The 19,685-nt window shown below is 61.8% G+C and carries 20 protein-coding genes; 5 read left to right on the top strand and 15 right to left on the bottom strand.

The window, feature by feature from the left end:
- Both JWV26_RS21030 and JWV26_RS21035 read left to right on the top strand, forming a co-directional pair.
- Window positions 1-951 (top strand): alpha-E domain-containing protein, encoded by a 951-nt coding sequence (locus JWV26_RS21030; RefSeq protein WP_072424180.1) that lies wholly within the window; start codon window positions 1-3, stop codon window positions 949-951.
- The gene (locus JWV26_RS21035; RefSeq protein WP_072424179.1) at window positions 948-1,745 is read left to right on the top strand and encodes a transglutaminase family protein; all 798 of its coding nucleotides are present in this window, start codon (window positions 948-950) and stop codon (window positions 1,743-1,745) included. Before JWV26_RS21030 ends, JWV26_RS21035 begins: the two co-directional genes overlap by 4 nt.
- A gap of 95 nt (window positions 1,746-1,840) precedes the next feature.
- On the opposite strand, the gene JWV26_RS21040 is transcribed toward JWV26_RS21035, so the two are convergent.
- Window positions 1,841-2,653: a cytochrome c gene (locus JWV26_RS21040; protein ID WP_206417735.1), complete on the bottom strand. Its 813-nt coding sequence runs from the start codon at window positions 2,651-2,653 to the stop codon at window positions 1,841-1,843.
- Window positions 2,650-3,009 (bottom strand): rhodanese-like domain-containing protein, encoded by a 360-nt coding sequence (locus tag JWV26_RS21045; protein WP_196458734.1) that lies wholly within the window; start codon window positions 3,007-3,009, stop codon window positions 2,650-2,652. The genes JWV26_RS21040 and JWV26_RS21045 overlap by 4 nt, the downstream gene beginning before the upstream one ends.
- A gap of 678 nt (window positions 3,010-3,687) precedes the next feature.
- Here JWV26_RS21045 and JWV26_RS21050 point away from each other — a divergent pair.
- Together JWV26_RS21050 and JWV26_RS21055 are read left to right on the top strand one after the other, a co-directional pair.
- Window positions 3,688-4,893 carry an acetyl-CoA C-acetyltransferase gene (locus JWV26_RS21050; protein WP_072424176.1) on the top strand — a complete coding sequence of 402 codons (1,206 nt, stop codon included), beginning with the start codon at window positions 3,688-3,690 and terminating at the stop codon, window positions 4,891-4,893.
- A gap of 16 nt (window positions 4,894-4,909) precedes the next feature.
- Window positions 4,910-7,054, top strand: a complete 2,145-nt coding sequence (locus JWV26_RS21055; RefSeq protein ID WP_206417736.1) for a 3-hydroxyacyl-CoA dehydrogenase NAD-binding domain-containing protein — start codon at window positions 4,910-4,912, stop codon at window positions 7,052-7,054.
- Between the two features lie 99 nt (window positions 7,055-7,153).
- On the opposite strand, the gene JWV26_RS21060 is transcribed toward JWV26_RS21055, so the two are convergent.
- From JWV26_RS21060 to JWV26_RS21070, 4 genes are all read right to left on the bottom strand, one after another.
- The gene (locus JWV26_RS21060; protein ID WP_074919055.1) at window positions 7,154-7,420 is read right to left on the bottom strand and encodes a PepSY domain-containing protein; all 267 of its coding nucleotides are present in this window, start codon (window positions 7,418-7,420) and stop codon (window positions 7,154-7,156) included.
- A gap of 55 nt (window positions 7,421-7,475) precedes the next feature.
- Window positions 7,476-7,676: a type III secretion system co-regulatory protein PtrC gene (gene ptrC / locus JWV26_RS21065; RefSeq protein WP_206417737.1), complete on the bottom strand. Its 201-nt coding sequence runs from the start codon at window positions 7,674-7,676 to the stop codon at window positions 7,476-7,478.
- 21 nt (window positions 7,677-7,697) lie between these two features.
- A complete protein-coding gene (locus tag JWV26_RS24570) occupies window positions 7,698-7,811 on the bottom strand; it encodes a PA2485 family small membrane protein (RefSeq protein ID WP_277425981.1) in 114 nt (37 codons plus the stop codon).
- Between the two features lie 221 nt (window positions 7,812-8,032).
- Window positions 8,033-8,692: a hypothetical protein gene (locus tag JWV26_RS21070; RefSeq protein WP_206417738.1), complete on the bottom strand. Its 660-nt coding sequence runs from the start codon at window positions 8,690-8,692 to the stop codon at window positions 8,033-8,035.
- Window positions 8,693-9,270: 578 nt separating this feature from the next.
- Here JWV26_RS21070 and JWV26_RS21075 point away from each other — a divergent pair.
- Window positions 9,271-9,996: an amidotransferase gene (locus JWV26_RS21075; RefSeq protein ID WP_021489269.1), complete on the top strand. Its 726-nt coding sequence runs from the start codon at window positions 9,271-9,273 to the stop codon at window positions 9,994-9,996.
- A 42-nt stretch (window positions 9,997-10,038) separates the two neighbouring features.
- Here the strand turns inward: JWV26_RS21075 and JWV26_RS21080 are convergent, their stop codons facing one another.
- The 9 genes from JWV26_RS21080 to acnB form a co-directional block, all read right to left on the bottom strand.
- Window positions 10,039-10,281 (bottom strand): hypothetical protein, encoded by a 243-nt coding sequence (locus tag JWV26_RS21080; protein ID WP_075747248.1) that lies wholly within the window; start codon window positions 10,279-10,281, stop codon window positions 10,039-10,041.
- A 10-nt stretch (window positions 10,282-10,291) separates the two neighbouring features.
- The gene (locus tag JWV26_RS21085) at window positions 10,292-10,486 is read right to left on the bottom strand and encodes a hypothetical protein (protein WP_074919065.1); all 195 of its coding nucleotides are present in this window, start codon (window positions 10,484-10,486) and stop codon (window positions 10,292-10,294) included.
- Between the two features lie 146 nt (window positions 10,487-10,632).
- Complete coding sequence (locus tag JWV26_RS21090) at window positions 10,633-11,355, bottom strand: 1-acylglycerol-3-phosphate O-acyltransferase (protein WP_079783882.1); 723 nt, start codon at window positions 11,353-11,355, stop codon at window positions 10,633-10,635.
- 162 nt (window positions 11,356-11,517) lie between these two features.
- Window positions 11,518-12,747, bottom strand: coding sequence for an alanine transaminase (alaC, locus tag JWV26_RS21095; protein ID WP_072424171.1), 1,230 nt, complete (start codon window positions 12,745-12,747; stop codon window positions 11,518-11,520).
- A 132-nt stretch (window positions 12,748-12,879) separates the two neighbouring features.
- On the bottom strand, window positions 12,880-14,229 hold the full coding sequence (locus JWV26_RS21100) for a pyridoxal phosphate-dependent decarboxylase family protein (RefSeq protein ID WP_206417739.1): 1,350 nt from the start codon (window positions 14,227-14,229) through the stop codon (window positions 12,880-12,882).
- Window positions 14,230-14,379: 150 nt separating this feature from the next.
- Entirely contained in the window at window positions 14,380-14,958 is a 579-nt protein-coding gene (locus tag JWV26_RS21105; protein ID WP_036999951.1) for an ANTAR domain-containing response regulator, read from the bottom strand.
- An 18-nt stretch (window positions 14,959-14,976) separates the two neighbouring features.
- Entirely contained in the window at window positions 14,977-16,188 is a 1,212-nt protein-coding gene (locus JWV26_RS21110; protein ID WP_074919071.1) for a CmpA/NrtA family ABC transporter substrate-binding protein, read from the bottom strand.
- 227 nt (window positions 16,189-16,415) lie between these two features.
- Window positions 16,416-16,625 (bottom strand): YgdI/YgdR family lipoprotein, encoded by a 210-nt coding sequence (locus JWV26_RS21115; protein WP_072424168.1) that lies wholly within the window; start codon window positions 16,623-16,625, stop codon window positions 16,416-16,418.
- Window positions 16,626-16,774: 149 nt separating this feature from the next.
- On the bottom strand, window positions 16,775-19,390 hold the full coding sequence (acnB, locus tag JWV26_RS21120) for a bifunctional aconitate hydratase 2/2-methylisocitrate dehydratase (protein ID WP_420890280.1): 2,616 nt from the start codon (window positions 19,388-19,390) through the stop codon (window positions 16,775-16,777).
- Window positions 19,391-19,685 lie beyond the last annotated feature (295 nt).

Consider the following 19,685-nt stretch of genomic DNA (forward strand, 5'->3'; position numbering starts at 1 on the left):
ATGCTTTCAAGAACTGCCTCCGATCTGTACTGGATGTCGCGCTACCTGGAGCGTGCCGAGAACCTGGCGCGCATGCTCGACGTCAGCTATTCACTGTCACTGATGCCGCAGGACGGTCGTGGCGATGGCCTCGATGAGTTGGCCATGCCGCTGTTGATCACCGGCACCCTGGACGATTACCTGGAGCGCCACGGCCCGCTGCACGGCGAGCGTATGCTGCACTTCTTTGCTCTCGATGCGAGCAACCCCGGCAGCATCTACTGCTGCCTGCAAGCTGCGCGCAGCAACGCGCATGCGGTGCGCGGGCGTATCACCGCGGACATGTGGGAAAACATCAACGCCACCTGGCTGGAGATGCGCGGTATCGCCGAACAGGGCTTGGGCCGCTACGGCATCAGCCGCTTCTGCGAGTGGGTCAAGGAGCGCTCGCACCTGTTCCGTGGCGCCACCTTCGGTACCATCATGCGTGGCGAGGCCTATCGCTTTATCCGCCTGGGCACCTTCATCGAGCGTGCCGACAACACCCTGCGCCTGCTCGATGCGCGCTACGAAATGCTTGGCGAGGAGATCGACGAGCTGGAGGAGCGCACGGCGCGCAGTTACTACCAATGGAGTGCGTTGCTGCGCGCGCTGTCCTCGTTCGAGGCCTTCGCCGAGAGCTACCGCGGCTCGCCACGCACGCGCAAGGTCGCCGAACTGCTGTTGCTGCGTCCGGACGTACCACGCTCGCTGCGTGCCTGCATGGAAGAACTGAACCTGATGCTCGCGGGTCTACCCGGAGAGAACGGTCGTCCGGCACAGCGTCTGGCCGCCGAACTGGATGCGCGACTGCGCTACACCAGCATCGACGAAGTGCTCGACGAAGGCCTGCACGCCTGGCTCACCGACTTTATCCTGCTGGTACGCCAGCTGGGCAACACCATCCATACGTCCTATCTGGAGGTCGCATGAGACTCTCGATCAGTCACGCCACCACCTACCGTTACGATGATCAGGTACGCGCCAGCATCCAGTACCTGCGTCTGACCCCGCACGACAGCGAGCGCCAGCAGGTGCTCAGCTGGCAGCTTGACCTGCCGCGCCCGGTGCACGCCCAGCTCGACCCCTACGGCAACATCCTGCACGTGCTGACCCTGGACGAGCCGCACGAATCCATCGTCATCGGCGCCCGCGGCCAGGTTGAAATCGATGAGACCTGCGAAGCCGAGCACGAGCGTCATTCGGCGCTACCGTTTTTGCGTTTCACCCGACTGACTCAGGCCGACGACGCCATCCGCGAATTCGCCGCGCAGCAGAGCAAGGCACGCACGGATCGCAACGGCTTGATCGACCTGATGCATGCGCTCAACGCGCATATCGCCTACCAGCCAGGCATCACCGAGGTGGACACCAGTGCCGCCGAGGCCTTCGCCGGTCGTCGTGGCGTCTGCCAGGATCACACTCATGCCTTCCTCGCTTGCGCGCGCAGTCTCGGTGTGCCGGCGCGCTATGTGTCGGGCTATCTCTATACCGACGATGCCGAGCACCTGGCCAGCCACGCCTGGGCCGAGGCCTGGGTGGGGGACGCCTGGTACAGCTTCGACGTGACCAATTGCCTGGCGCGCCCGGAGCGCCACCTCAAGTTGGCAGTCGGCCTGGATTACCTCGATGCCTGCCCGGTGCGTGGTATGCGCCGAGGTGGTGGTTGCGAGCAGATGCACGCGCAGGTGCAGGTGGCGCCGCTGCTGCAGGTGCGTCAGCAGTGATGTACCGATAGGCGCCTGGTGCGCCATTTGCGCACCAGGCGCCTGGTGAAAGCGCCGGTGCGCACAGCGCGCCTTACCTGAGTCGTTCCTACAGGCTAGGTGCCGTCAGGCTCCGGGGGACTCTTGCGCTGCGCCATATGCTGCAGATAGTCGATCAGTTGCTCCAGTTCCATGACGTTGAGCACCTGCTCGCTAAACCCCGGCATGCGCCCCTGCGGCCAGCGTCGCAGGCTTTGTGGGTCACGGATGTACTGGCGCAGGAAGTCGCCGGTGAAATATTCGGTCGGGCTATGCGGAATGTTCAGGTCCGGGCCGAACTCGGAGTCGCCAGCGCCATTGAGTCGGTGGCAGGCCATGCAGTTCTTCTGATACAGGGCGAAGCCGGCATGGATTTCGGCGCTGGCGTCCACTGCCGGCAGCAAGGCAGGGAAGCGTTGTTCAACAGTGGCGAGCTGGCGAATCCGGGCGACCTGGAAGGGCCACTGCTCCGGGCCGATCTGGCTGGCGGCCGGATCGGTCCAGACCAGATAGAAGGGACCGGCGCTGGGCTTATGCTTGGCCAACGGTGGCCAGGGGCGTTGCGGATCCTCGATGGCCAGCCACGCTTTGGCACCCTCGCGAGCCAGCAGGGTGGCGGCCGGCAGTTCGGCAGCAAAGCCGTCGAGGGCCACGGCCTGCAGGTGGTCGCCAGCGGTTACGCCGTCCAGCAGGGCGCTTATGGGCACCGCTCGGTAACGCATGGGCTGCTTGTAACTCACGTCTTCGTCTATCTGGATGTCACGTGCCTGCGGATGACTGAGCAACTCGCTGCTGCTCCAATTGCGTTGTCCGCCGCTCAGATGTATTTCGAGCTGCGCAGCCTGCGCTGTGCCGCTCAGAACCAACAGTGCAAGCAGCAGAGCCCTCACTCCTTGGCCTCCAGCAGAGGTAGCAGATCGTCATAAGCGCCGGCATTGATCACCTGGCGGTAACCCAGGTTCTCCAGGCTTTGCTTGGCCAGTCCCGAGCGGCGGCCGCTGCGGCAATAGAGCACTAGGGGACTGTCCTTGTCCGGTGCGATGCTGGCGATCTGCGCAGCGATCTCGTCATGGCCGATACGAATAGCGCCAGGCAGGGCTCCAGCGGAAAATTCTTCGCTACTGCGTACGTCGATCAGCAGGCTGTCGGCCCGTTGCAGGGTGGCCAGAGCGGCAGCTTGATCGATTTCTTCAGCCTGGGCGCTAAGAAAGGTGAGCAGGCCGCTCAGCAAGATGAGAAAACGCATGTCCGGCTCCAGGGCAGGGGGCTTTTGCCTATCTTTGCCCGAAGTCAGCACGTCGTCCACAAGCAAGCGCCCGCTCTGCACTGAGCGCACCACGGCGTCGGCACAGCAGCGGGGAAGTATAAAGTCAGCTGACCAGACGGGTCAGATTGGGAAGGATCAGGATGATTGCCGTGGCGAAAAGTATTACGCCAGCCTGGCGATATTTCGGCTGTTTGAACATGGCCGCATGCCTTTTGTTGTTATGGGGGTGGCACCGGGAGCCTGCATCACCATGCGGCAGGCTGCTGCGTCACACCTGGGCGTTGCTTTGATTGCCCGCCCCGGCATGACCCGGCGACGGTTCCCTGCACCCGTTTTTTGATACAGGCACAGGAGTAACTCTAGGGCTGGCGTCACAGTTTCCTTAGATGGTTTGGTTGCTAACGAAGTGCTGTTAGGAAGCTGGGGCTATGTGCGACATCCTCCAGAACAACGCAGGCCTTGAAGCAGACAGCTTGCTCGCCCTTGCAGCTGTCAGTTCGAGCAAACGACCGTTCGTCTGAGCTCAGCGGTCAATGGTGCTGAGCGCTTAGGTCATTGAGCGCTGATGTACCAGCGCTATGGTAGTCAGGCTCAATAAGAACAGGCGCGGCCGGTCTGTGATGTTCCGCCAGCGCCGTATCAGTCACCGAGGACGCCATGACCGAAGCATATATTTTCGATGCGGTGCGCACACCGCGTGGCAAGGGCAAGAAGGACGGCGCGCTGTACAGCGTCAAGCCGGTTCAGCTGATTGCCGGCCTGCTCAATGCCCTGCAAACGCGCAACGATCTGGATACCAGCCAGGTGGACGACATCGTGCTGGGCTGCGTGACGCCCGTGGGCGATCAGGGCGCCGATATCGCCAAGACCGCCGCCATGGTCGCGGACTGGGACGTCAGTGTCGCCGGCGTGCAGCTCAACCGCTTTTGCGCCTCGGGCCTGGAGGCGGTGAACATGGGAGCGATGAAGGTGCGCTCCGGCTTCGAGGATCTGGTGGTGGTCGGTGGCGTGGAGTCCATGTCGCGCGTGCCCATGGGCTCGGACGGCGGCGCCTGGGTGATGGACCCGGAAACCAACATCCATACCAATTTCGTGCCGCAGGGTATCGGTGCCGACCTGATCGCTACTCTCGAGGGCTTCAGCCGCGCCGATGTCGATGCTTTCGCCCTGCGCTCGCAGCAGAAAGCGGCGCGCGCCAGCGCTGATGGCTCGTTCGGAAAATCCCTGATTCCGGTGGCTGACCAGAACGGCATCGTGCTGCTCGACCATGACGAATTCATCCGTGGCGACTCCACCCTCGAAGGCCTGGGCAAGCTCAAGCCCAGCTTCGAGATGATGGGGCAGATGGGCTTTGACTCCACCGCGCTGCGCGTCTACAGCCATGTCGAACGTATCGAGCATGTGCACACGCCCGGCAACAGCTCGGGCATCGTCGACGGCGCGGCGCTGATGTTGATCGGCTCCGCGGCCAAGGGCAAGGAGCTGGGCCTGAAGCCGCGCGCGCGCATCGTCGCCACGGCGGTGACCAGCACCGACCCGACCATCATGCTCACCGGCCCTGCGCCGGCCACGCGTAAGGCGCTGGCCAAGGCGGGGCTGTCCATCGATGACATCGATCTGTTCGAGGTCAACGAGGCCTTTGCCTCGGTGGTGATGAAGTTCATGAAGGACATGGGCGTCAGCGAGAGCAAGGTCAACGTCAACGGCGGCTCCATCGCCATGGGTCACCCGTTGGGCGCCACTGGCTGCGCCATCCTCGGCACGCTGCTCGACGAGCTGGAGAAGCGTCAGTTGCGCTACGGCCTGGCCACCTTGTGCGTCGGCGGTGGCATGGGTATCGCAACGATTATCGAAAGAGTTTGAGGCGGAGATAAGAAGAATGACTGACGCCATCCATTACGAAAAAGGCCAGGACGCTATCGTCGTCCTGACCATGGACATGCCCGGCCAGAGTGCCAACACCATGAACGCGGTGTACCGCGAGGCCATGGGCCAGATCGTCGATCGCCTGGAGGCGGAAAAGGATTCGATCGCCGGGGTGATCGTCACTTCGGCGAAGAAAACCTTCTTTGCCGGCGGCGATCTCAATGAGCTGATCAAGGTCACCCAGGCCGAGGCCAAGGGCTTCTACGAGATGATCCTGACGATCAAGGGCCAACTGCGCCGCCTGGAAACCCTCGGCAAGCCGGTGGTCGCCGCCATCAATGGCGCAGCGCTGGGCGGCGGCTGGGAAATCGCCCTGGCCTGTCACCACCGCATCGCGCTGAACGAGAGCCACGTGCAGCTCGGCTTGCCGGAAGTCACCCTCGGCCTGCTGCCGGGCGGTGGCGGAGTGGTGCGCATGGTGCGTCTGCTTGGCCTGGAAAAAGCGCTGCCGTACCTGGCCGAAGGCAAGAAGGTGCGCCCGGACGCGGCGCACAAGGCCGGCCTGATCCACGATCTGGCCAGCGACCGTGACGAGATGCTGGCCAAAGCGCGTGCCTGGATCGTCGCCAACCCGGCCGCTAAGCAGCCCTGGGACGTGCAGGGCTACAAGATCCCCGGCGGCACGCCCAGCTCGCCGAACGTGGCGCAGATGCTGGCCATCGCCCCGAGCGTGCTGCGCGACAAGACCAAGGGCTGCTTCCCGGCACCGGAGAAGATCATGTGCGCCGCCGTAGAAGGCGCGCAGGTCGACTTCGATACTGCTCAGATCATCGAGGCGCGCTACTTCACCGAACTGACCTGCGGTCAGGTGGCGAAGAACATGATCGGCACCTTCTGGTTCCAGCTGAACGAGATCAACGCCGGCGGCTCGCGCCCGCAGGGCCATCCGAAACCCCAGACGAAGAAGGTCGGCGTGCTCGGTGCCGGCATGATGGGTGCCGGCATCGCCTACGTATCGGCTGCTGCCGGTATCGAGGTGGTGCTCAAGGACGTGTCCCTCGACGCTGCTGAGAAGGGCAAGGGTTACTCGGCCAAGCTGCTGGAAAAGAAGGTTAGCAAGGGTCATATGAGCGCCGAGCAGCGCGAAGCCTTCCTGGCGCTGATCAAGGCCACCGAGAGCGAGGCGGACTTCGAGGGCTGCGACCTGATCATCGAAGCCGTGTTCGAGGATCGCGCACTCAAGGGCAGGGTCACGGCCGCTGCCGAGGCCGCTGCGTTGAGCGATGCGGTGATCGCTTCCAATACCTCGACCCTGCCGATCACCGGTCTGGCAGGCGCGGTTCAACGCCCCGAGAAATTCATCGGCCTGCATTTCTTCAGTCCAGTGGACAAGATGCCGCTGGTGGAGATCATCCTTGGCGAGAAGACCAGCGACGAGACCCTGGCACGTGGCTTCGACTACGTCATGCAGATCAAGAAAACGCCCATCGTGGTCAACGACAGCCGCGGCTTCTTCACCTCGCGAGTGTTCGGCACCTTCACCAACGAAGGCCTGGCCATGCTTGGTGAAGGCGTCAGCGCGGCGATGATCGAGAACGAAGCGCGCAAGGCCGGCATGCCGGTTGGCCCGCTGGCGATCAGCGATGAAGTGTCGATGAGCCTGATGAATCACATCCGCCAGCAGACCATCAAGGATCTGGCGGCCGAGGGCAAATCCATCCCCGAGCACCCGGCCTTCGCCGTGATCGATCTGATGCTCAATGAGTACAAGCGTCCGGGCAAGGCGGCCGGGAGTGGTTTCTACGATTACCCGGCGGGTGGCAAGAAGCACCTGTGGCCCGAGCTCAAGGCGCGTTTCGAAAAGGCCGATGCGCAGATCTCGCAGGAGGACGTGCGCGATCGCATTCTGTTCATCCAGGCCATCGAGACGGTGCGCTGCGTGGAGGAGGGCGTGCTGAAGTCGGTGGCCGACGCCAACATCGGCTCGATCTTCGGCATCGGCTTCGCCGCCTGGACTGGCGGTGCACTGCAATTCATCAACCAGTACGGGGTGAAGGACTTCGTCGCCCGTGCGCAGTACCTGGCCGAGCAGTACGGCGAGCGTTTCCTGCCGCCAGCGTTGTTGCTGGAGAAGGCGGCCAAGGGCGAAACCTTCTGAGGTGAAAAGTCAGGCGAGCTGCGTAGGGTGCGCCGTGCGCATCGAGAGCGCGCCTGCCGCACAAGCAGAAACGGCCCGCAAGGGCCGTTTCCATTTTGCTCAGTCTTCCAACTGGTCGCGGATCACCTGACCACTTTTGCCGTCGATGCGGAACTCGTAGAGGCGGCCATCCTGTTTCAGACCTTCGCCTTCCCAGTAGCCATCATTGTCGGCTTCGATCTTGTGCAGTTCGGTATAACCGGCTGCACGGGCTTTGCTCAGGGCGTCCTCGATGCTGATCCAGTCACTGCCGGGACGATCTGCCAAGGCGTTACCAGCCAACAGGAAACTGCCTGCGAGCAGGGCGATCAGGTTGCGTGTACGCATGGTCTGCTTCCTCTTTCCGTTGAAGATACCCGGAGGAGTCTAGACCATCGCGACTTCACGCCGCCTGGCACCAGCCCTGGCGAATGCACACGGCCTCGTGGATCGCCAGCATCTCGCTGTGCCGGGTCGGCATGCGCAGGGTCAGCATGCTGCCGTCATCGAGCTGCAGGGCGGCTTCGGTTTCGAACTGCAGGCTGCCGTCTTGCAGGTGGACATAGGTGACGCCGTAGGCGTCATGGCTGAGTTGGCTGTGCATGGCTGCTCTCCTGCGCTTGTATCAGCTCGGACGAACGTCGCGGGCTGCGGGGGCAACCTGCTCGGTACGGGCCGGGGCGGCGGTCTGGAAGGCGGATGCAGCGGCGAAACTGGCGAGTGCGGCGTAGATGCTCATGATCGATTTCCTTCTGTGCAAGTGGGCAGGGCCCGATGACGAAATCATCCGGCAGGCGCAGCCGCTTCAGAAGTGAAAGGTATTTATGATGACTATCGAGCGTGCTGATAAGACGCTACGCGGCAGCCTTTGGCGGGAAATCCAATGTTTGCGTGGTGAACGGTCATATGAGGGTTAAGTTATTGCCGGGGGTTATGAACATCCCTGTCCACGTTTTTATCTCAGCGAGTGGCTAGCGCGTAGTTGCTCTGCATCCAACTATGATGATGCCTTTCGCTGCGGTTCATCGACCAGTTGGTGAGTGCCAGCATAGCCACGGTGCCGCCGATAATCATGAGGGGATAGGCTGCTGTTAGTTCGGCCAGTGAATACTTCCAGGCCAGCGGGCGGCCAACACCGAGTAGGGCAGCATAGAACCAGGACACACCGGATAGTGCGCCGGTAAAAATAGCCAGGTGGCGCATGTTCGCTGATAGCGTGAGCAGAGACCCGGCTTTTTGCAGCGCTGGCAGTACGGCGTTGTGCAAGACCATGCCGTTGAGGGTCAAGAGTATGACAATACTGATCTTGGCTTGCAGTTTGGGGTTCATGAAATACTGCGTGCCAGCGCTGGAGGCGTCTAGCGCAATGATGGCGATGCCGCTGATCCACAGGGCGATAAGCGAGATGCCAACCACGCTTTTCAGGTGTGCCAAATGTTCGCGACACTGTTTGGCGCCTTCACCTTTGAGCAACTGTTTAATCATGGCGAAATCGCTGGTCAGTATCAGGCCAATGGCGACGCAGCAAGCGATAAGATGTATATAAATGATCCCTAGACGTAATAATTCCATTGCTTCTTTATTCTGGAGAACGGAAATGAGAAGGGTGTAAAGGTCCATGTAGATACCTCGGACTCTGCAAGAAATAAATAAAAATAGCCATGCGTCAGAGCATATTTAATTGGCACTGACTTTGTTTTTTGTGTGGTTACTGATCGCTAATCACTTTCTGGTAATTATGAACTGCAGAAAACCTCGTTTATCTGGGCAATAGCAAACCACCGACGCAATCTCTTGCAGTCAAGGAATCTTCCAGATTCGGGGGGCGATGGACAGGGGTCGTGCTCGAGCCGGGGGAGGGCCCACGACTATGAGAGCAATGGTAAGCGCTGTAGTTCATTTTTTGATCAGCCGTTCGTCGTTCATGGGGCCTTGGGCTGTGACCTGTTGAGCATTTTTTAATCAATTCGGTCGCTCGGTGGGGCCTGACGTCTTGGCTCGCTCATGCGCTAACGGCGCCTGCCGGGGCGCGTTCGGCAGGTTGTCAAATTTTATTGACGAGAACCTGGCTCCTCTCAGAGCCAGGCATGCGGCACTTCTGTCGGTGTCCAGGGTGATGGCGCTATTTCATTGGGCTGCATGATGTGTTAAGAAAAACGCACAAATCACCCGCCCGCGTGTTCACCACAGGAAACCTCATGTCACTGCGTATCTGCATCCTGGAAACTGACATCCTCCGCCCCGAACTGGTCGACCAGTACCAGGGTTATGGCCACATGTTCGAGCAGCTGTTCGCTCAGCAGCCGGTCACGGCAGAGTTCAGTGTCTATAACGTGGTGGAAGGGCATTATCCGCCCGATAGCGAGAAATTCGATGCCTATCTGGTGACTGGCAGCAAGGCGGATTCTTTTGGCAGCGATCCCTGGATTCAGACCCTCAAGGAGTATCTGCTCGAGCGCTACAAGCGCGGCGACAAGCTGCTGGGCATCTGTTTTGGCCATCAACTGCTGGCGCTGCTGCTTGGCGGCAAGGCCGAGCGTGCCGAACAGGGTTGGGGCGTTGGCGTGCACAGTTATCGTCTGGCAGGCAAGCCCGAGTGGATGAGCCCGGCTCTGGACGAACTGCAACTGTTGATCAGCCACCAGGATCAGGTCACCCGCCTGCCGGAGAAGGCCACGCTGCTGGCTTCCAGTGACTTCTGCCCGATTGGCGCCTACCACATCGAGGATCAGGTGCTGTGCTTCCAGGGGCATCCAGAGTTCGTTCACGACTACTCGCGGGCATTGCTCGATCTGCGCCAGCAGCATCTCGGTGAGCAGGTCTATCAGCAGGGCGTGGACAGCCTCAAGCATTCGCAACAGGGCAGTGCAGTGGCTGAGTGGATGATGCGCTTTGTCGCTCAAGGCAAGGAAAGCAAGGCCTGAGCCTGATTCGGTCCATGAAAAAGCCCGGTTTTCCGGGCTTTTTCATGCCTGCTGGGTGAGCACGAAGTAAGGCGAGAGCTTTTCGCTTCTGCTTGGCGGTGGGCTGCTACGTTGCCGCTTGAGACTCTCGGCCAGGTCCAGGTGGTGAGCCAGTTTGTGGCTGCATTCGATATTGCGCGCCACGGCACCGGCCGAGCTTTTGCCAATACCGCCGAGTGCGAGCAGCGTGGTCAGCAGGGACAGGCTGGCGAGCATCAGCAGGCGAGTGCGTTGGGTTCTGATCATGGCCGTTCCCTCATCCCTGCGAGAGCGCGCCGAGCAGGGCGGGCAAATAAGTGATCAGGCTTTGCAGTGGGCCTGGTTGTTCAAAGGTTGGAGTGCTTGGCTGCAAGGTGGCGTAACTGACGACCAGCACCGTCGAGGTGCTGACCAGGTACAGGCCGATGGCAGCGAGGGCGCCGTTGCGGGCAGCTTGAGAGAGGCGGGACATGTTCTGTGCTCCAGGTCAGGAGTGGGGGTGAGCACAGAATCGTCTAAGTCATTTCGATTGAATAATGGATGCTCTGCAGAGTAACTATCGATGGATTTGATAGCAGGCGCGGGTTGCCTGCTCGCTCCGGCACCCCGCGTCACGCTTCACGCAGATGCCAGCTCCTTGTCCATGCTGCTGATGCATTCGCTCATGGCCTGCTGACAACGCTCCATCAGCGCGGGCATGTCGTCCAGGCTCAGGCCGGCAGTAGGTATTGCCGGCAGCGAGCGAATCAGGATGCGGCCGCTGTTCCAGCGATTCAGGCGCATGGCTCTGCTGTAGTTGCTCACGCATACCGGGATGATCGGAACACCGGCCGTGATCGCCATCTGAAACGCGCCTTTCTTGAACGGCAGCAGGCCTCGGCCAAGATTGCGCGTACCTTCCGGGAAGACCCAGATCGAAGTGTCGCGATTTCGCAGGGTTTCGGTGGTGGTCAGCATTGCGCGTTTGGCGGCCACGGCATTGCTGCGATCGATCAGCACATTGCCGGCTAGCCAGTAGAGCTGACCGAAGAATGGCACCCACCTGAGGCTCTTCTTGCCGATGCTCACGGTGCGCTCCGGTACCACACGGCCAAGCACGTAGAGATCGAAGTTGGACTGGTGGTTGGCGATGATCACGCAGGAGCGCTGGTGTTCCAGCAGTGGGCGTACGTCGGTCTTCAACTTCAGGCGCAGCAGGCATAGGGCGGGCAGCGAATAAAGACGTGCGCAGAGGCGGCTGTTGTCGGGGTTGAACGGGCGGCACAGGCCGAGCAGCAGACCCAGCAGGCCGGCCAGGATGAAATGCACGCCCATCAGCAGCATGCGCAAGACGAAGAGCATTGGGGAGAACCGTCTGGGAAGGGGCGCGCAGTGTACGGGCGTTCACTCTGCCGGGCAATTGCCCGAAACTACCGCTTGGCGTGCGTAACGTCATGAATTGTCGCAGAACTTGTCGGTTTCCACGCCCATGCAGAAAGGGCGCCTCACGGCGCCCTTCAATGTTTACTCGGTCTCGGTTTTGGCCGGCTTACCCGGCAGTAGGCCGTCTGCTCGGAACATCGCCTTGATGCCGCGTAGTGCCTGGCGGCTACGGTCCTGGTTCTCGATCAGGGCGAAGCGCACATGGTCGTCGCCATAGTCGCCAAAACCCAATCCGGGCGAGACGCAGACCTTGGCTTCTGCCAGCAGCTTCTTGGCGAACTCCAGCGAGCCCAGGTGCGCGTAAGCGTCGGGAATCTTGGCCCAGATGTACATGGAGGCCTTGGGCTTTTCCACCATCCAGCCGATCTCGTGCAGGCCCTTGACCAGCAGGTTGCGCCGTTGGCGGTACTGTTCGGCGATGTCGCGCACGCACTGTTGGTCACCTTCCAGCGCAGCGATGGCCGCTACCTGCAGCGGCGTGAAGGTGCCGTAGTCGTGGTAGCTCTTGATCCGTGCCAGGGCGCTGACCAGCTCGGGGTTGCCGACCATGAAGCCGATGCGCCAGCCGGCCATGTTGTAGCTCTTGGACAGGGTGAAGAACTCCACCGCGATGTCCTTGGCACCGGGGACCTGCATGATCGATGGGGCTTTCCAGCCGTCGTAGACGATGTCGGCATAGGCGAGATCGTGAATCACCAGCACATCGTACTGCTTGGCCAGGGTTACCACGCGCTCGAAGAAGTCCAGCTCCACGCACTGTGCGGTGGGGTTGGAGGGGAAGCCGAGGATCATCATCTTCGGCTTGGGGATCGACTCGCGAATCGCTCGTTCCAGCTCGGCGAAGAAATCCACGCCCGGCACCAGCGGCACGGAACGCACCTGGGCGCCGGCGATCACCGCGCCGTAGATATGGATCGGGTAACTGGGGTTGGGTACCAGCACGGTATCGCCATGGTCCAGGGTGGCGAGCATCAGGTGCGCCAGGCCTTCCTTGGAGCCGATGGTGACGATGGCTTCGCTTTCCGGATCGATCTCCACCTCGTAACGGTCCTTGTACCAGCGCGAGATAGCGCGGCGCAGGCGCGGAATACCGCGGGAGGTGGAGTAGCCGTGGGTGTCTTCACGCTGGGCGACCTGCACGAGCTTCTCGACGATGTGCGGCGGGGTCGCACCGTCGGGGTTGCCCATGGAGAAGTCGATGATGTCCTCGCCGCGACGGCGCGCGGCCATCTTCAGTTCGGCGGTGATGTTGAAGACGTAGGGGGGGAGACGATCGATGCGCGCAAAGCGACGCTTGGCGTTATCAGCCATGGTTTCCTCGAAGTACGTAAGCGCCCGGAACCGTCCGAGCGACGTTGGCCACAGGTGTGGCCGACTAAAGATAAGGGCTGCCGAACTGCGCTGTCCAGCGCAGTTGCAGGCGAAAACAGCGAATCAGTCGCTTCAGCTCAACTCATCTTTCAAGCGCCGCAGCAAGGCGCCCAGTGCCTCCACATCGGCGTCTTCGGTGCGCCAGGAGCAAAGGCTCAGGCGAAAGGCGGGGCGACCCTGCCAGACAGTTGGTCCGAACCAGACTTCGCCGGACGCCTGGGCCGCTTGGCGAATGGCGATGGTCTGTTCGTCCGTATCGCCACGCACCAATACCTGGTTCAGTACAACCCGGTTCAGTACCTGATAGCCGGCGTTGCGCAGCGTGCTGGCTAGCTCTTCAGCCTGGCGGATGTGGCGATCGATCATCGCTTTCAGGCCAGTGCGGCCCAGGTGGGCCAGGGCCGCCCAGATGGCGATGCCTCGGGCGCGACGAGAGAACTCCAGTGTCAGGTTCTTCTGCGCATCCTTGCTCGCCGAGGCGTAGGCAGCATCGCTGTTCATCGCGGCGGCCAGTGCATCGGCGTCACGGCAGATCGCCATGGCACTGTCGTAAGGGGTGTTCAGCCACTTGTGTCCATCGGTCGTCCAGCTATCTGCCAGCTCGACGCCCTCAAGTAAATGTGCTGAGGATGAGGCTCGCGCCCATAGGCCAAATGCGCCATCGACATGCACCCAGGCGTTGGCCTCGCGGGCGATGGCAATCAGTTCGGCAAAACGGTCGAACTCGCCGGTGTTGACCTCGCCGGCCTGCAATATCAATAGCGTGCGTTCATCCAGTTCAGGGAGTCGGGCCGGGTCGATACGCCCGTACTGGTCCACGGGCGCATAGTGCAGGTGGTTCATGCCAAAGCCGAGCACGCGCAGGGCTTTCTTAACCGTGATGTGTGCCGTTTCTGCGAGTACGACGCGGATCTGCGGTGCGCCGAGGAATCCGTCACCGTCGAAATCCCAGCCCTGGCGTGCCAGCAACACGCGCCGTGCGGCGCAAATACAGGCTAGTGTGCAGGCGGTTGCACTGGTGCCAAAGCCCACGGCGCTCTGATCTGGTAGCCCTAGTGCTTGGCAGACCCAGCGTCCGGCAACCTTTTCCAGTCGATCAGCGACTGGAGAGTTGTCGAAAGACGAGGCGCATTGGTCCCATGCCAGCACCAGGCGTTCGGCAGCTGCTGCCACTGGCAGCGTCGCGCCAATGACGAAACCGAAGTAACGCGCGGCATTACTTGCCACGGTGGCCGGTGAGCCAATCTCGTCGAGCTGGCACAGCACCTGATCGGCATCGCTGCCGTCTTCCGGCAGTGCCTGCTCAAAAGCGGCCAGGGCAGCGATGGCCTTGTCGTCGGGAAAGACCCGTTGCATGGCAAGACCATCCAGATAGGCGAGGGCTCGTCGATCAGCTTCTGCCAGCAGATTGCGTTCATTCATGGGTTGTGCTCGGTAAAGGGCTGAGACCGTTTACCCTAGCCGAGACCATTGGAGCGCGGCATACACAGGCGCCAACGAAGGCGGCTGCTACAGTTGCCAGAGTGATACAGCCTGAACCGATACAGTGCACTGTATTGGCGGTACAGTTGCTCAGCCACCCAGCATGTCATGCATCGCAATGATCTGTTCGGCCACCTGAATCAGCTTCTGCTGGCGACTCATGGCCTGCCGGCGCATCAGCGTATAGGCCTCTTCCTCGTTGCAGCTCTTCATCTTCATCAGTAGGCCCTTGGCCAGTTCGACGCGCTTGCGCTCGGCCAGTTGGGCATCGCGCGCCTGGAGCTGGGCACGCAATGCCTGATCGCTCTCGAAGCGGGCCATGGCGACGTCGAGGATGGGTTGCAGGCGCTGGGCATGGATGCCTTCGACGATGTAGGCGCTGACGCCGCTCTGGATCGCCTGGCGCATCACGCCGGGGTCGTGTTCGTCGGTGAACATGACAATTGGACGCGGTTGGTCACGGCTGACCAGTACCACCTGTTCCATCACGTCGCGGCCAGGGGACTCGGTGTCGATCAGGATAACGTCGGGGCGCACGGCCTCGACCCGCTCCGGCAGGTCGATGGTCAGCCCGGATTCGTCGATGACCTCGAAGCCGGCCTCGATCAGCGCGCACTTGAGGCGGCCGACCTTCTTCGGGGTGTCGTTGATCAGAAGGATACGCAGCATCGATGGCTCTCCCGGCGATTACAGGGCGACAGCCGGGCTGTCGGCCAGGGCGTGGAGGCGGAAGCTGCGCGCATACGCGGCAGGGGCGCTGCCGTCCCAGCAGGTGCCGTCCTGCAGGATGGAGCTGCGCATCTCACCCGGCACGGCAATTCCCAGCGCCGTAGCGGCTTCGCGGTACAGGGCCAGTTGCTGCACCTGGCGGGCCACGGCCAGATAGTCGGGGTCGTTGCGTAGCAGGCCCCAACGGCGGAATTGGGTCATGAACCACATGGCATCGGACAGGTAGGGCTGGTTGACCAGGCCGCCGGCATGAAAGCGCAACGGATGCTCGTCCTGCCAGGCGTGGCCGAGGCCGTCCTGATACTGGCCGAGAAAACGTGGGGTGATCGCCGAGACCGGCGCGTTGACGTATTCGCTGCCGCTGAGCAGCAGAGCGGTGCTGCGCTTGTTTTCCTCGTTGTCATCGATGAAGCGTGCGGCGTCGAGCACCGCCATGATCAGCGCACGGGCGGTATTGGGGTTCTGTTCGGCGAAGGCGCGGGTGCAGCCAAGCACCTTCTCGGGGTGGTCCGGCCAGATTGCCTGGATGGTGGTGACGGTACAGCCGAGCTGTTCATCGACGGCCTTGGCGGTCCAGGGTTCGCCGACGCAGAAGCCGTCGATGCGCTTGGCCTCGAGGTGTTCGATCATCTGCGGCGGTGGCACCACCACGCTGTCGACATCGCGCAGCGGATGGATGTCCTGGCTGGCCAGCCAGTAGTAAAGCCACATGGCATGGGTGCCGGTGGGGAAGGTCTGAGCGAAGGTCAATTTTGCGCTGTTCTGGTGCACATGTTGATGCAGTGCTTCGCCACTGGTCACGCCAGCGCTTTGCAGCGTGTGCGACAGGTTGATGCTCTGGCCGTTCTGGTTCAGCCCCATGAGCACTGCCATGTCGGTTGCCGCTGCACCACCGAGGCCGAGCTGGACCCCATAGATCAAACCATACAGGCTATGGGCGGCGTCCAGTTCGCCGCTGAGCAGCCTGTCGCGCAGGCCGGCCCAAGAGGCCTGGCGCTGCAGTTTGAGGCTCAGCCCGTATTTTTCGGCAAAGCCCTGGGTGGCCGCGACTATCACCGAGGCGGAATCGCTCAGGGCCATGAAACCGATGTTCAGCACGCTCTTTTCCGGTGCATCGCTGCCGCCGACCCAGGCCAGGGCGTCGCCGCGAGGGATATGCTGTTCGCTCATGTCACTTCCTTCATCCACGCATTAGGTTCCGAGCTGCCGGCTGATGTTTGCAGGGCTGTGCGGGTGGCCCACAAAAAAGGCGTCGTACCGATCACCGCCGTAAAGGGCCGCGTTCGGATACGACGCCGTTGTCGTTCGGGCCTTGTCCGTCGCCGGAGAGGCTCACTGCATGTAGAGAAAGCAAGGCATATGCCAGTGCGCGGAGCATGCGCAGTTGGATTAGGCGTTCAGCGCTCCAGCATCTGCTTCACGCTGCTTTGCGGTATCTGCTGCTTGCGGCCCTCACTATCGGTGAATTCGAGCATGCCGGTGTCCTTGTCCAGTTCCGGCTTGCCGTCGCTGGTGAGCATCTGGCCATCGGTGGTGGTGATGATGTACTCGCTGCTGCAACCGGCTAGGCCGAACAGGCACAGGGCTGCGATGATCCATGGCTTCATGACGTGCTCCTGAATGATTATCTGGGGGCTCCCATTTCAGAAGGTAGACGGTGGCGCACTGGCTGCAAGCCGGGTGCGGCAAAAGGCCCATGTGTGCGTGCATAAAAAAGCCCCGCACTAGGCGGGGCTTTTTTTCTACGACGCGTTGATCAGGCCTGAACGACCGGGATCTTGGCGTTCGCCGCCGCTTCGCGGAAGTCGGCGATCTGGTCGAAGCTCAGGTAGCGGTAGATGTCGCCAGCCATGCTGTCGATATCCTTGGCATAGACCATGTACTCCTCGACGGTCGGCAGCTTGCCGAGAATCGAAGCGACCGCTGCCAGTTCGGCAGAGGCCAGGTACACGTTGGCGCCATCGCCCAGACGGTTCGGGAAGTTACGGGTGGAGGTCGACACCACGGTGGAGTTGGCAGCCACACGTGCCTGGTTACCCATGCACAGCGAGCAGCCTGGCATCTCCATACGTGCACCGGCCTTGCCGTAGATACCGTAGTAGCCTTCTTCGGTCAGCTGGTGAGCGTCCATCTTGGTCGGCGGCGACAGCCACAGACGGGTCGGGATACCGCCCTTGACCTTGTCCAGCAGCTTACCGGCAGCGCGGAAGTGGCCGATGTTGGTCATGCACGAGCCGATGAACACTTCGTCGATCTTGTCGCCAGCCACGGTGGACAGCAGGCGGGCGTCGTCCGGGTCGTTCGGGGCGCACAGTACCGGCTCGTTGAGCTGGGACAGGTCGATTTCGATGACTTCGGCGTACTCGGCGTCCTTGTCGGCCTCCATCAGCACCGGGTTGGCCAGCCAGGCTTCCATCGCCTGAGCACGACGCTCCAGGGTACGGGCATCGCCGTAGCCTTCGCTGATCATCCAGCGCAGCAGGGTGATGTTGGACTGCAGGTATTCGGCGATGGCCGATTCCGGCAGTTTGATGGTGCAGCCGGCAGCCGAGCGCTCGGCGGAGGCGTCAGACAGCTCGAACGCCTGCTCGACGGTCAGGTTGTCCAGGCCTTCGATCTCGAGGATGCGGCCGGAGAAGATGTTCTTCTTGCCTTTCTTCTCGACGGTCAGCAGGCCTTTCTGGATGGCGTAGTAGGGGATGGCATGGACCAGGTCACGCAGGGTGATACCCGGTTGCATCTTGCCCTTGAAGCGCACCAGAACCGATTCCGGCATGTCCAGCGGCATGACGCCGGTGGCGGCGGCGAAGGCCACCAGGCCGGAGCCGGCCGGGAAGCTGATACCGATCGGGAAGCGGGTGTGCGAGTCGCCACCGGTGCCGACGGTGTCAGGCAGCAGCATGCGGTTCAGCCAGCTGTGGATGATGCCGTCGCCCGGACGCAGGGACACGCCGCCACGGGTGCGGATGAAATCCGGCAGGGTGTGGTGAGTGGTGACGTCGATCGGCTTCGGATAGGCCGCGGTGTGGCAGAAGGACTGCATCACCAGGTCAGCCGAGAAGCCCAGGCACGCCAGGTCTTTCAGCTCGTCGCGGGTCATCGGGCCGGTGGTGTCCTGGGAACCGACGGTGGTCATCTTCGGTTCGCAGTAGGTGCCCGGACGCACGCCCTCGACGCCGCAGGCCTTGCCGACCATCTTCTGCGCCAGGGTGAAGCCCTTGGTGCTGGCAGCAGGCTGGTCCGGCTTCTTGAACAGGTCGGAGGAGCCAAGGCCCAGCTCGGCACGCGCCTTCTCGGTCAGGCCGCGGCCGACGATCAGCGGGATACGGCCGCCAGCGCGGACTTCGTCGAGCAGTACCGGGGTCTTCAGTTCGAAGGTGGTGATGACGTCATCGGTGCCGTGCTTGCAGACTTTGCCAGCGTACGGGTAGACATCGATCACGTCGCCCATGTTGATGTTCGACACGTCGAACTCGATCGGCAGGGCGCCGGCATCTTCCATGGTGTTGTAGAAGATCGGGGCGATCTTGGTGCCGAAGCAGAAGCCGCCAGCGCGCTTGTTCGGAACGTAGGGGATGTCGTCACCGAAGAACCACAGCACCGAGTTGGTGGCGGACTTACGCGAGGAACCGGTACCGACCACGTCACCGACGTAGGCAACCGGGAAACCCTTGGCCTTGATCTCTTCGATCTGCTTCAGCGGGCCGATGGCGCCTTGCTGCTCCGGCACAATGCCGTCGCGGGCCATTTTCAGCATGGCCAGGGCGTGCAGCGGGATGTCAGGGCGCGACCAGGCGTCCGGGGCAGGGGACAGGTCGTCGGTGTTGGTTTCGCCAGGGACCTTGAACACGGCCAGGCTGTATTTCTCGGCGATGGCCGGCTTGTTGGTGAACCACTCGCCATCGGCCCAGGACTGCAGCACTGCCTTGGCGTTGGCATTGCCAGCCTTGGCTTTTTCGGCGACGTCGTGGAAGGCGTCGAACATCAGCAGGGTGTGCTTGAGTTGTTCGGCGGCAACGGTGCCCAGGGTGGCATCGTCCAGCAGCTCGACCATGGTGGCGATGTTGTAGCCGCCCTGCATGGTGCCCAGCAGCTCGACAGCGCGTTGCTTGCTGATCAGCGGATAGCTGGCTTCGCCCTTGGCGACGGCAGAGAGGAAACCGGCCTTGACGTAGGCCGCTTCGTCCACGCCTGGCGGTACGCGGTTGGTGATCAGGTCTACGAGGAATTCTTCTTCGCCAGCCGGCGGGTTTTTCAGCAGCTCGACCAGGCCTGCGGTTTGTTCGGCGTTCAGCGGCTGGGGCACGATACCCTGAGCGGCACGCTCTGCTACGTGTTTGCGATAGGCTTCAAGCACAGTTATTACCCTCATCAGTGGTCCCAAAGGGTTGTCCGGGACGCGATCCAGATACTCATGACCAGGCGCTTTTCGACTTTTTGAGCCGATCAGCCGAGGTTTCATGAGTCTCTTGTAGAAGCTGCTTTCAAAGTTTTACGCCGGCAGGACGGTTTCTGATGAGGGCTGACGCAGACGCTTGGGGGGACTCCAAGTGGCTGCGTCGCCATCGTACCTGCAGGATCAACTGTGCTCGTGACGCTTTGAAAACAGCTTCCAACGGACATTGGCGCCGTAAAAGGCGGGCCGATTCTAATGGAAAGCGCAGATA

The sequence above is a fragment of the Ectopseudomonas toyotomiensis genome (assembly GCF_017167985.1).
Classification (GTDB): domain Bacteria; phylum Pseudomonadota; class Gammaproteobacteria; order Pseudomonadales; family Pseudomonadaceae; genus Aquipseudomonas; species Aquipseudomonas toyotomiensis.

What these genes read in the sequence shown, in the direction of transcription:
- JWV26_RS21090 (WP_079783882.1), bottom strand. Translation starts at nt 11,355, where the DNA reads ATGCTCTTCGTCTTGCGCATGCTGCTGATGGGCGTGCATTTCATCCTG.
- JWV26_RS21115 (WP_072424168.1), bottom strand. Translation starts at nt 16,625, where the DNA reads ATGAAGCCATGGATCATCGCAGCCCTGTGCCTGTTCGGCCTAGCCGGT.
- alaC (WP_072424171.1), bottom strand. Translation starts at nt 12,747, where the DNA reads ATGGCTGATAACGCCAAGCGTCGCTTTGCGCGCATCGATCGTCTCCCC.
- JWV26_RS21030 (WP_072424180.1), top strand. Translation starts at nt 1, where the DNA reads ATGCTTTCAAGAACTGCCTCCGATCTGTACTGGATGTCGCGCTACCTG.
- acnB (WP_420890280.1), bottom strand. Translation starts at nt 19,390, where the DNA reads ATGAGGGTAATAACTGTGCTTGAAGCCTATCGCAAACACGTAGCAGAG.
- JWV26_RS21105 (WP_036999951.1), bottom strand. Translation starts at nt 14,958, where the DNA reads ATGCTGCGTATCCTTCTGATCAACGACACCCCGAAGAAGGTCGGCCGC.
- JWV26_RS21085 (WP_074919065.1), bottom strand. Translation starts at nt 10,486, where the DNA reads ATGTCCCGCCTCTCTCAAGCTGCCCGCAACGGCGCCCTCGCTGCCATC.
- JWV26_RS21110 (WP_074919071.1), bottom strand. Translation starts at nt 16,188, where the DNA reads ATGAGCGAACAGCATATCCCTCGCGGCGACGCCCTGGCCTGGGTCGGC.
- JWV26_RS21060 (WP_074919055.1), bottom strand. Translation starts at nt 7,420, where the DNA reads ATGCGTACACGCAACCTGATCGCCCTGCTCGCAGGCAGTTTCCTGTTG.
- JWV26_RS21050 (WP_072424176.1), top strand. Translation starts at nt 3,688, where the DNA reads ATGACCGAAGCATATATTTTCGATGCGGTGCGCACACCGCGTGGCAAG.
- JWV26_RS21045 (WP_196458734.1), bottom strand. Translation starts at nt 3,009, where the DNA reads ATGCGTTTTCTCATCTTGCTGAGCGGCCTGCTCACCTTTCTTAGCGCC.
- JWV26_RS21070 (WP_206417738.1), bottom strand. Translation starts at nt 8,692, where the DNA reads ATGGACCTTTACACCCTTCTCATTTCCGTTCTCCAGAATAAAGAAGCA.
- ptrC (WP_206417737.1), bottom strand. Translation starts at nt 7,676, where the DNA reads ATGCACAGCCAACTCAGCCATGACGCCTACGGCGTCACCTATGTCCAC.
- JWV26_RS24570 (WP_277425981.1), bottom strand. Translation starts at nt 7,811, where the DNA reads ATGAGCATCTACGCCGCACTCGCCAGTTTCGCCGCTGCATCCGCCTTC.
- JWV26_RS21100 (WP_206417739.1), bottom strand. Translation starts at nt 14,229, where the DNA reads ATGAATGAACGCAATCTGCTGGCAGAAGCTGATCGACGAGCCCTCGCC.
- JWV26_RS21055 (WP_206417736.1), top strand. Translation starts at nt 4,910, where the DNA reads ATGACTGACGCCATCCATTACGAAAAAGGCCAGGACGCTATCGTCGTC.
- JWV26_RS21080 (WP_075747248.1), bottom strand. Translation starts at nt 10,281, where the DNA reads ATGATCAGAACCCAACGCACTCGCCTGCTGATGCTCGCCAGCCTGTCC.
- JWV26_RS21035 (WP_072424179.1), top strand. Translation starts at nt 948, where the DNA reads ATGAGACTCTCGATCAGTCACGCCACCACCTACCGTTACGATGATCAG.
- JWV26_RS21075 (WP_021489269.1), top strand. Translation starts at nt 9,271, where the DNA reads ATGTCACTGCGTATCTGCATCCTGGAAACTGACATCCTCCGCCCCGAA.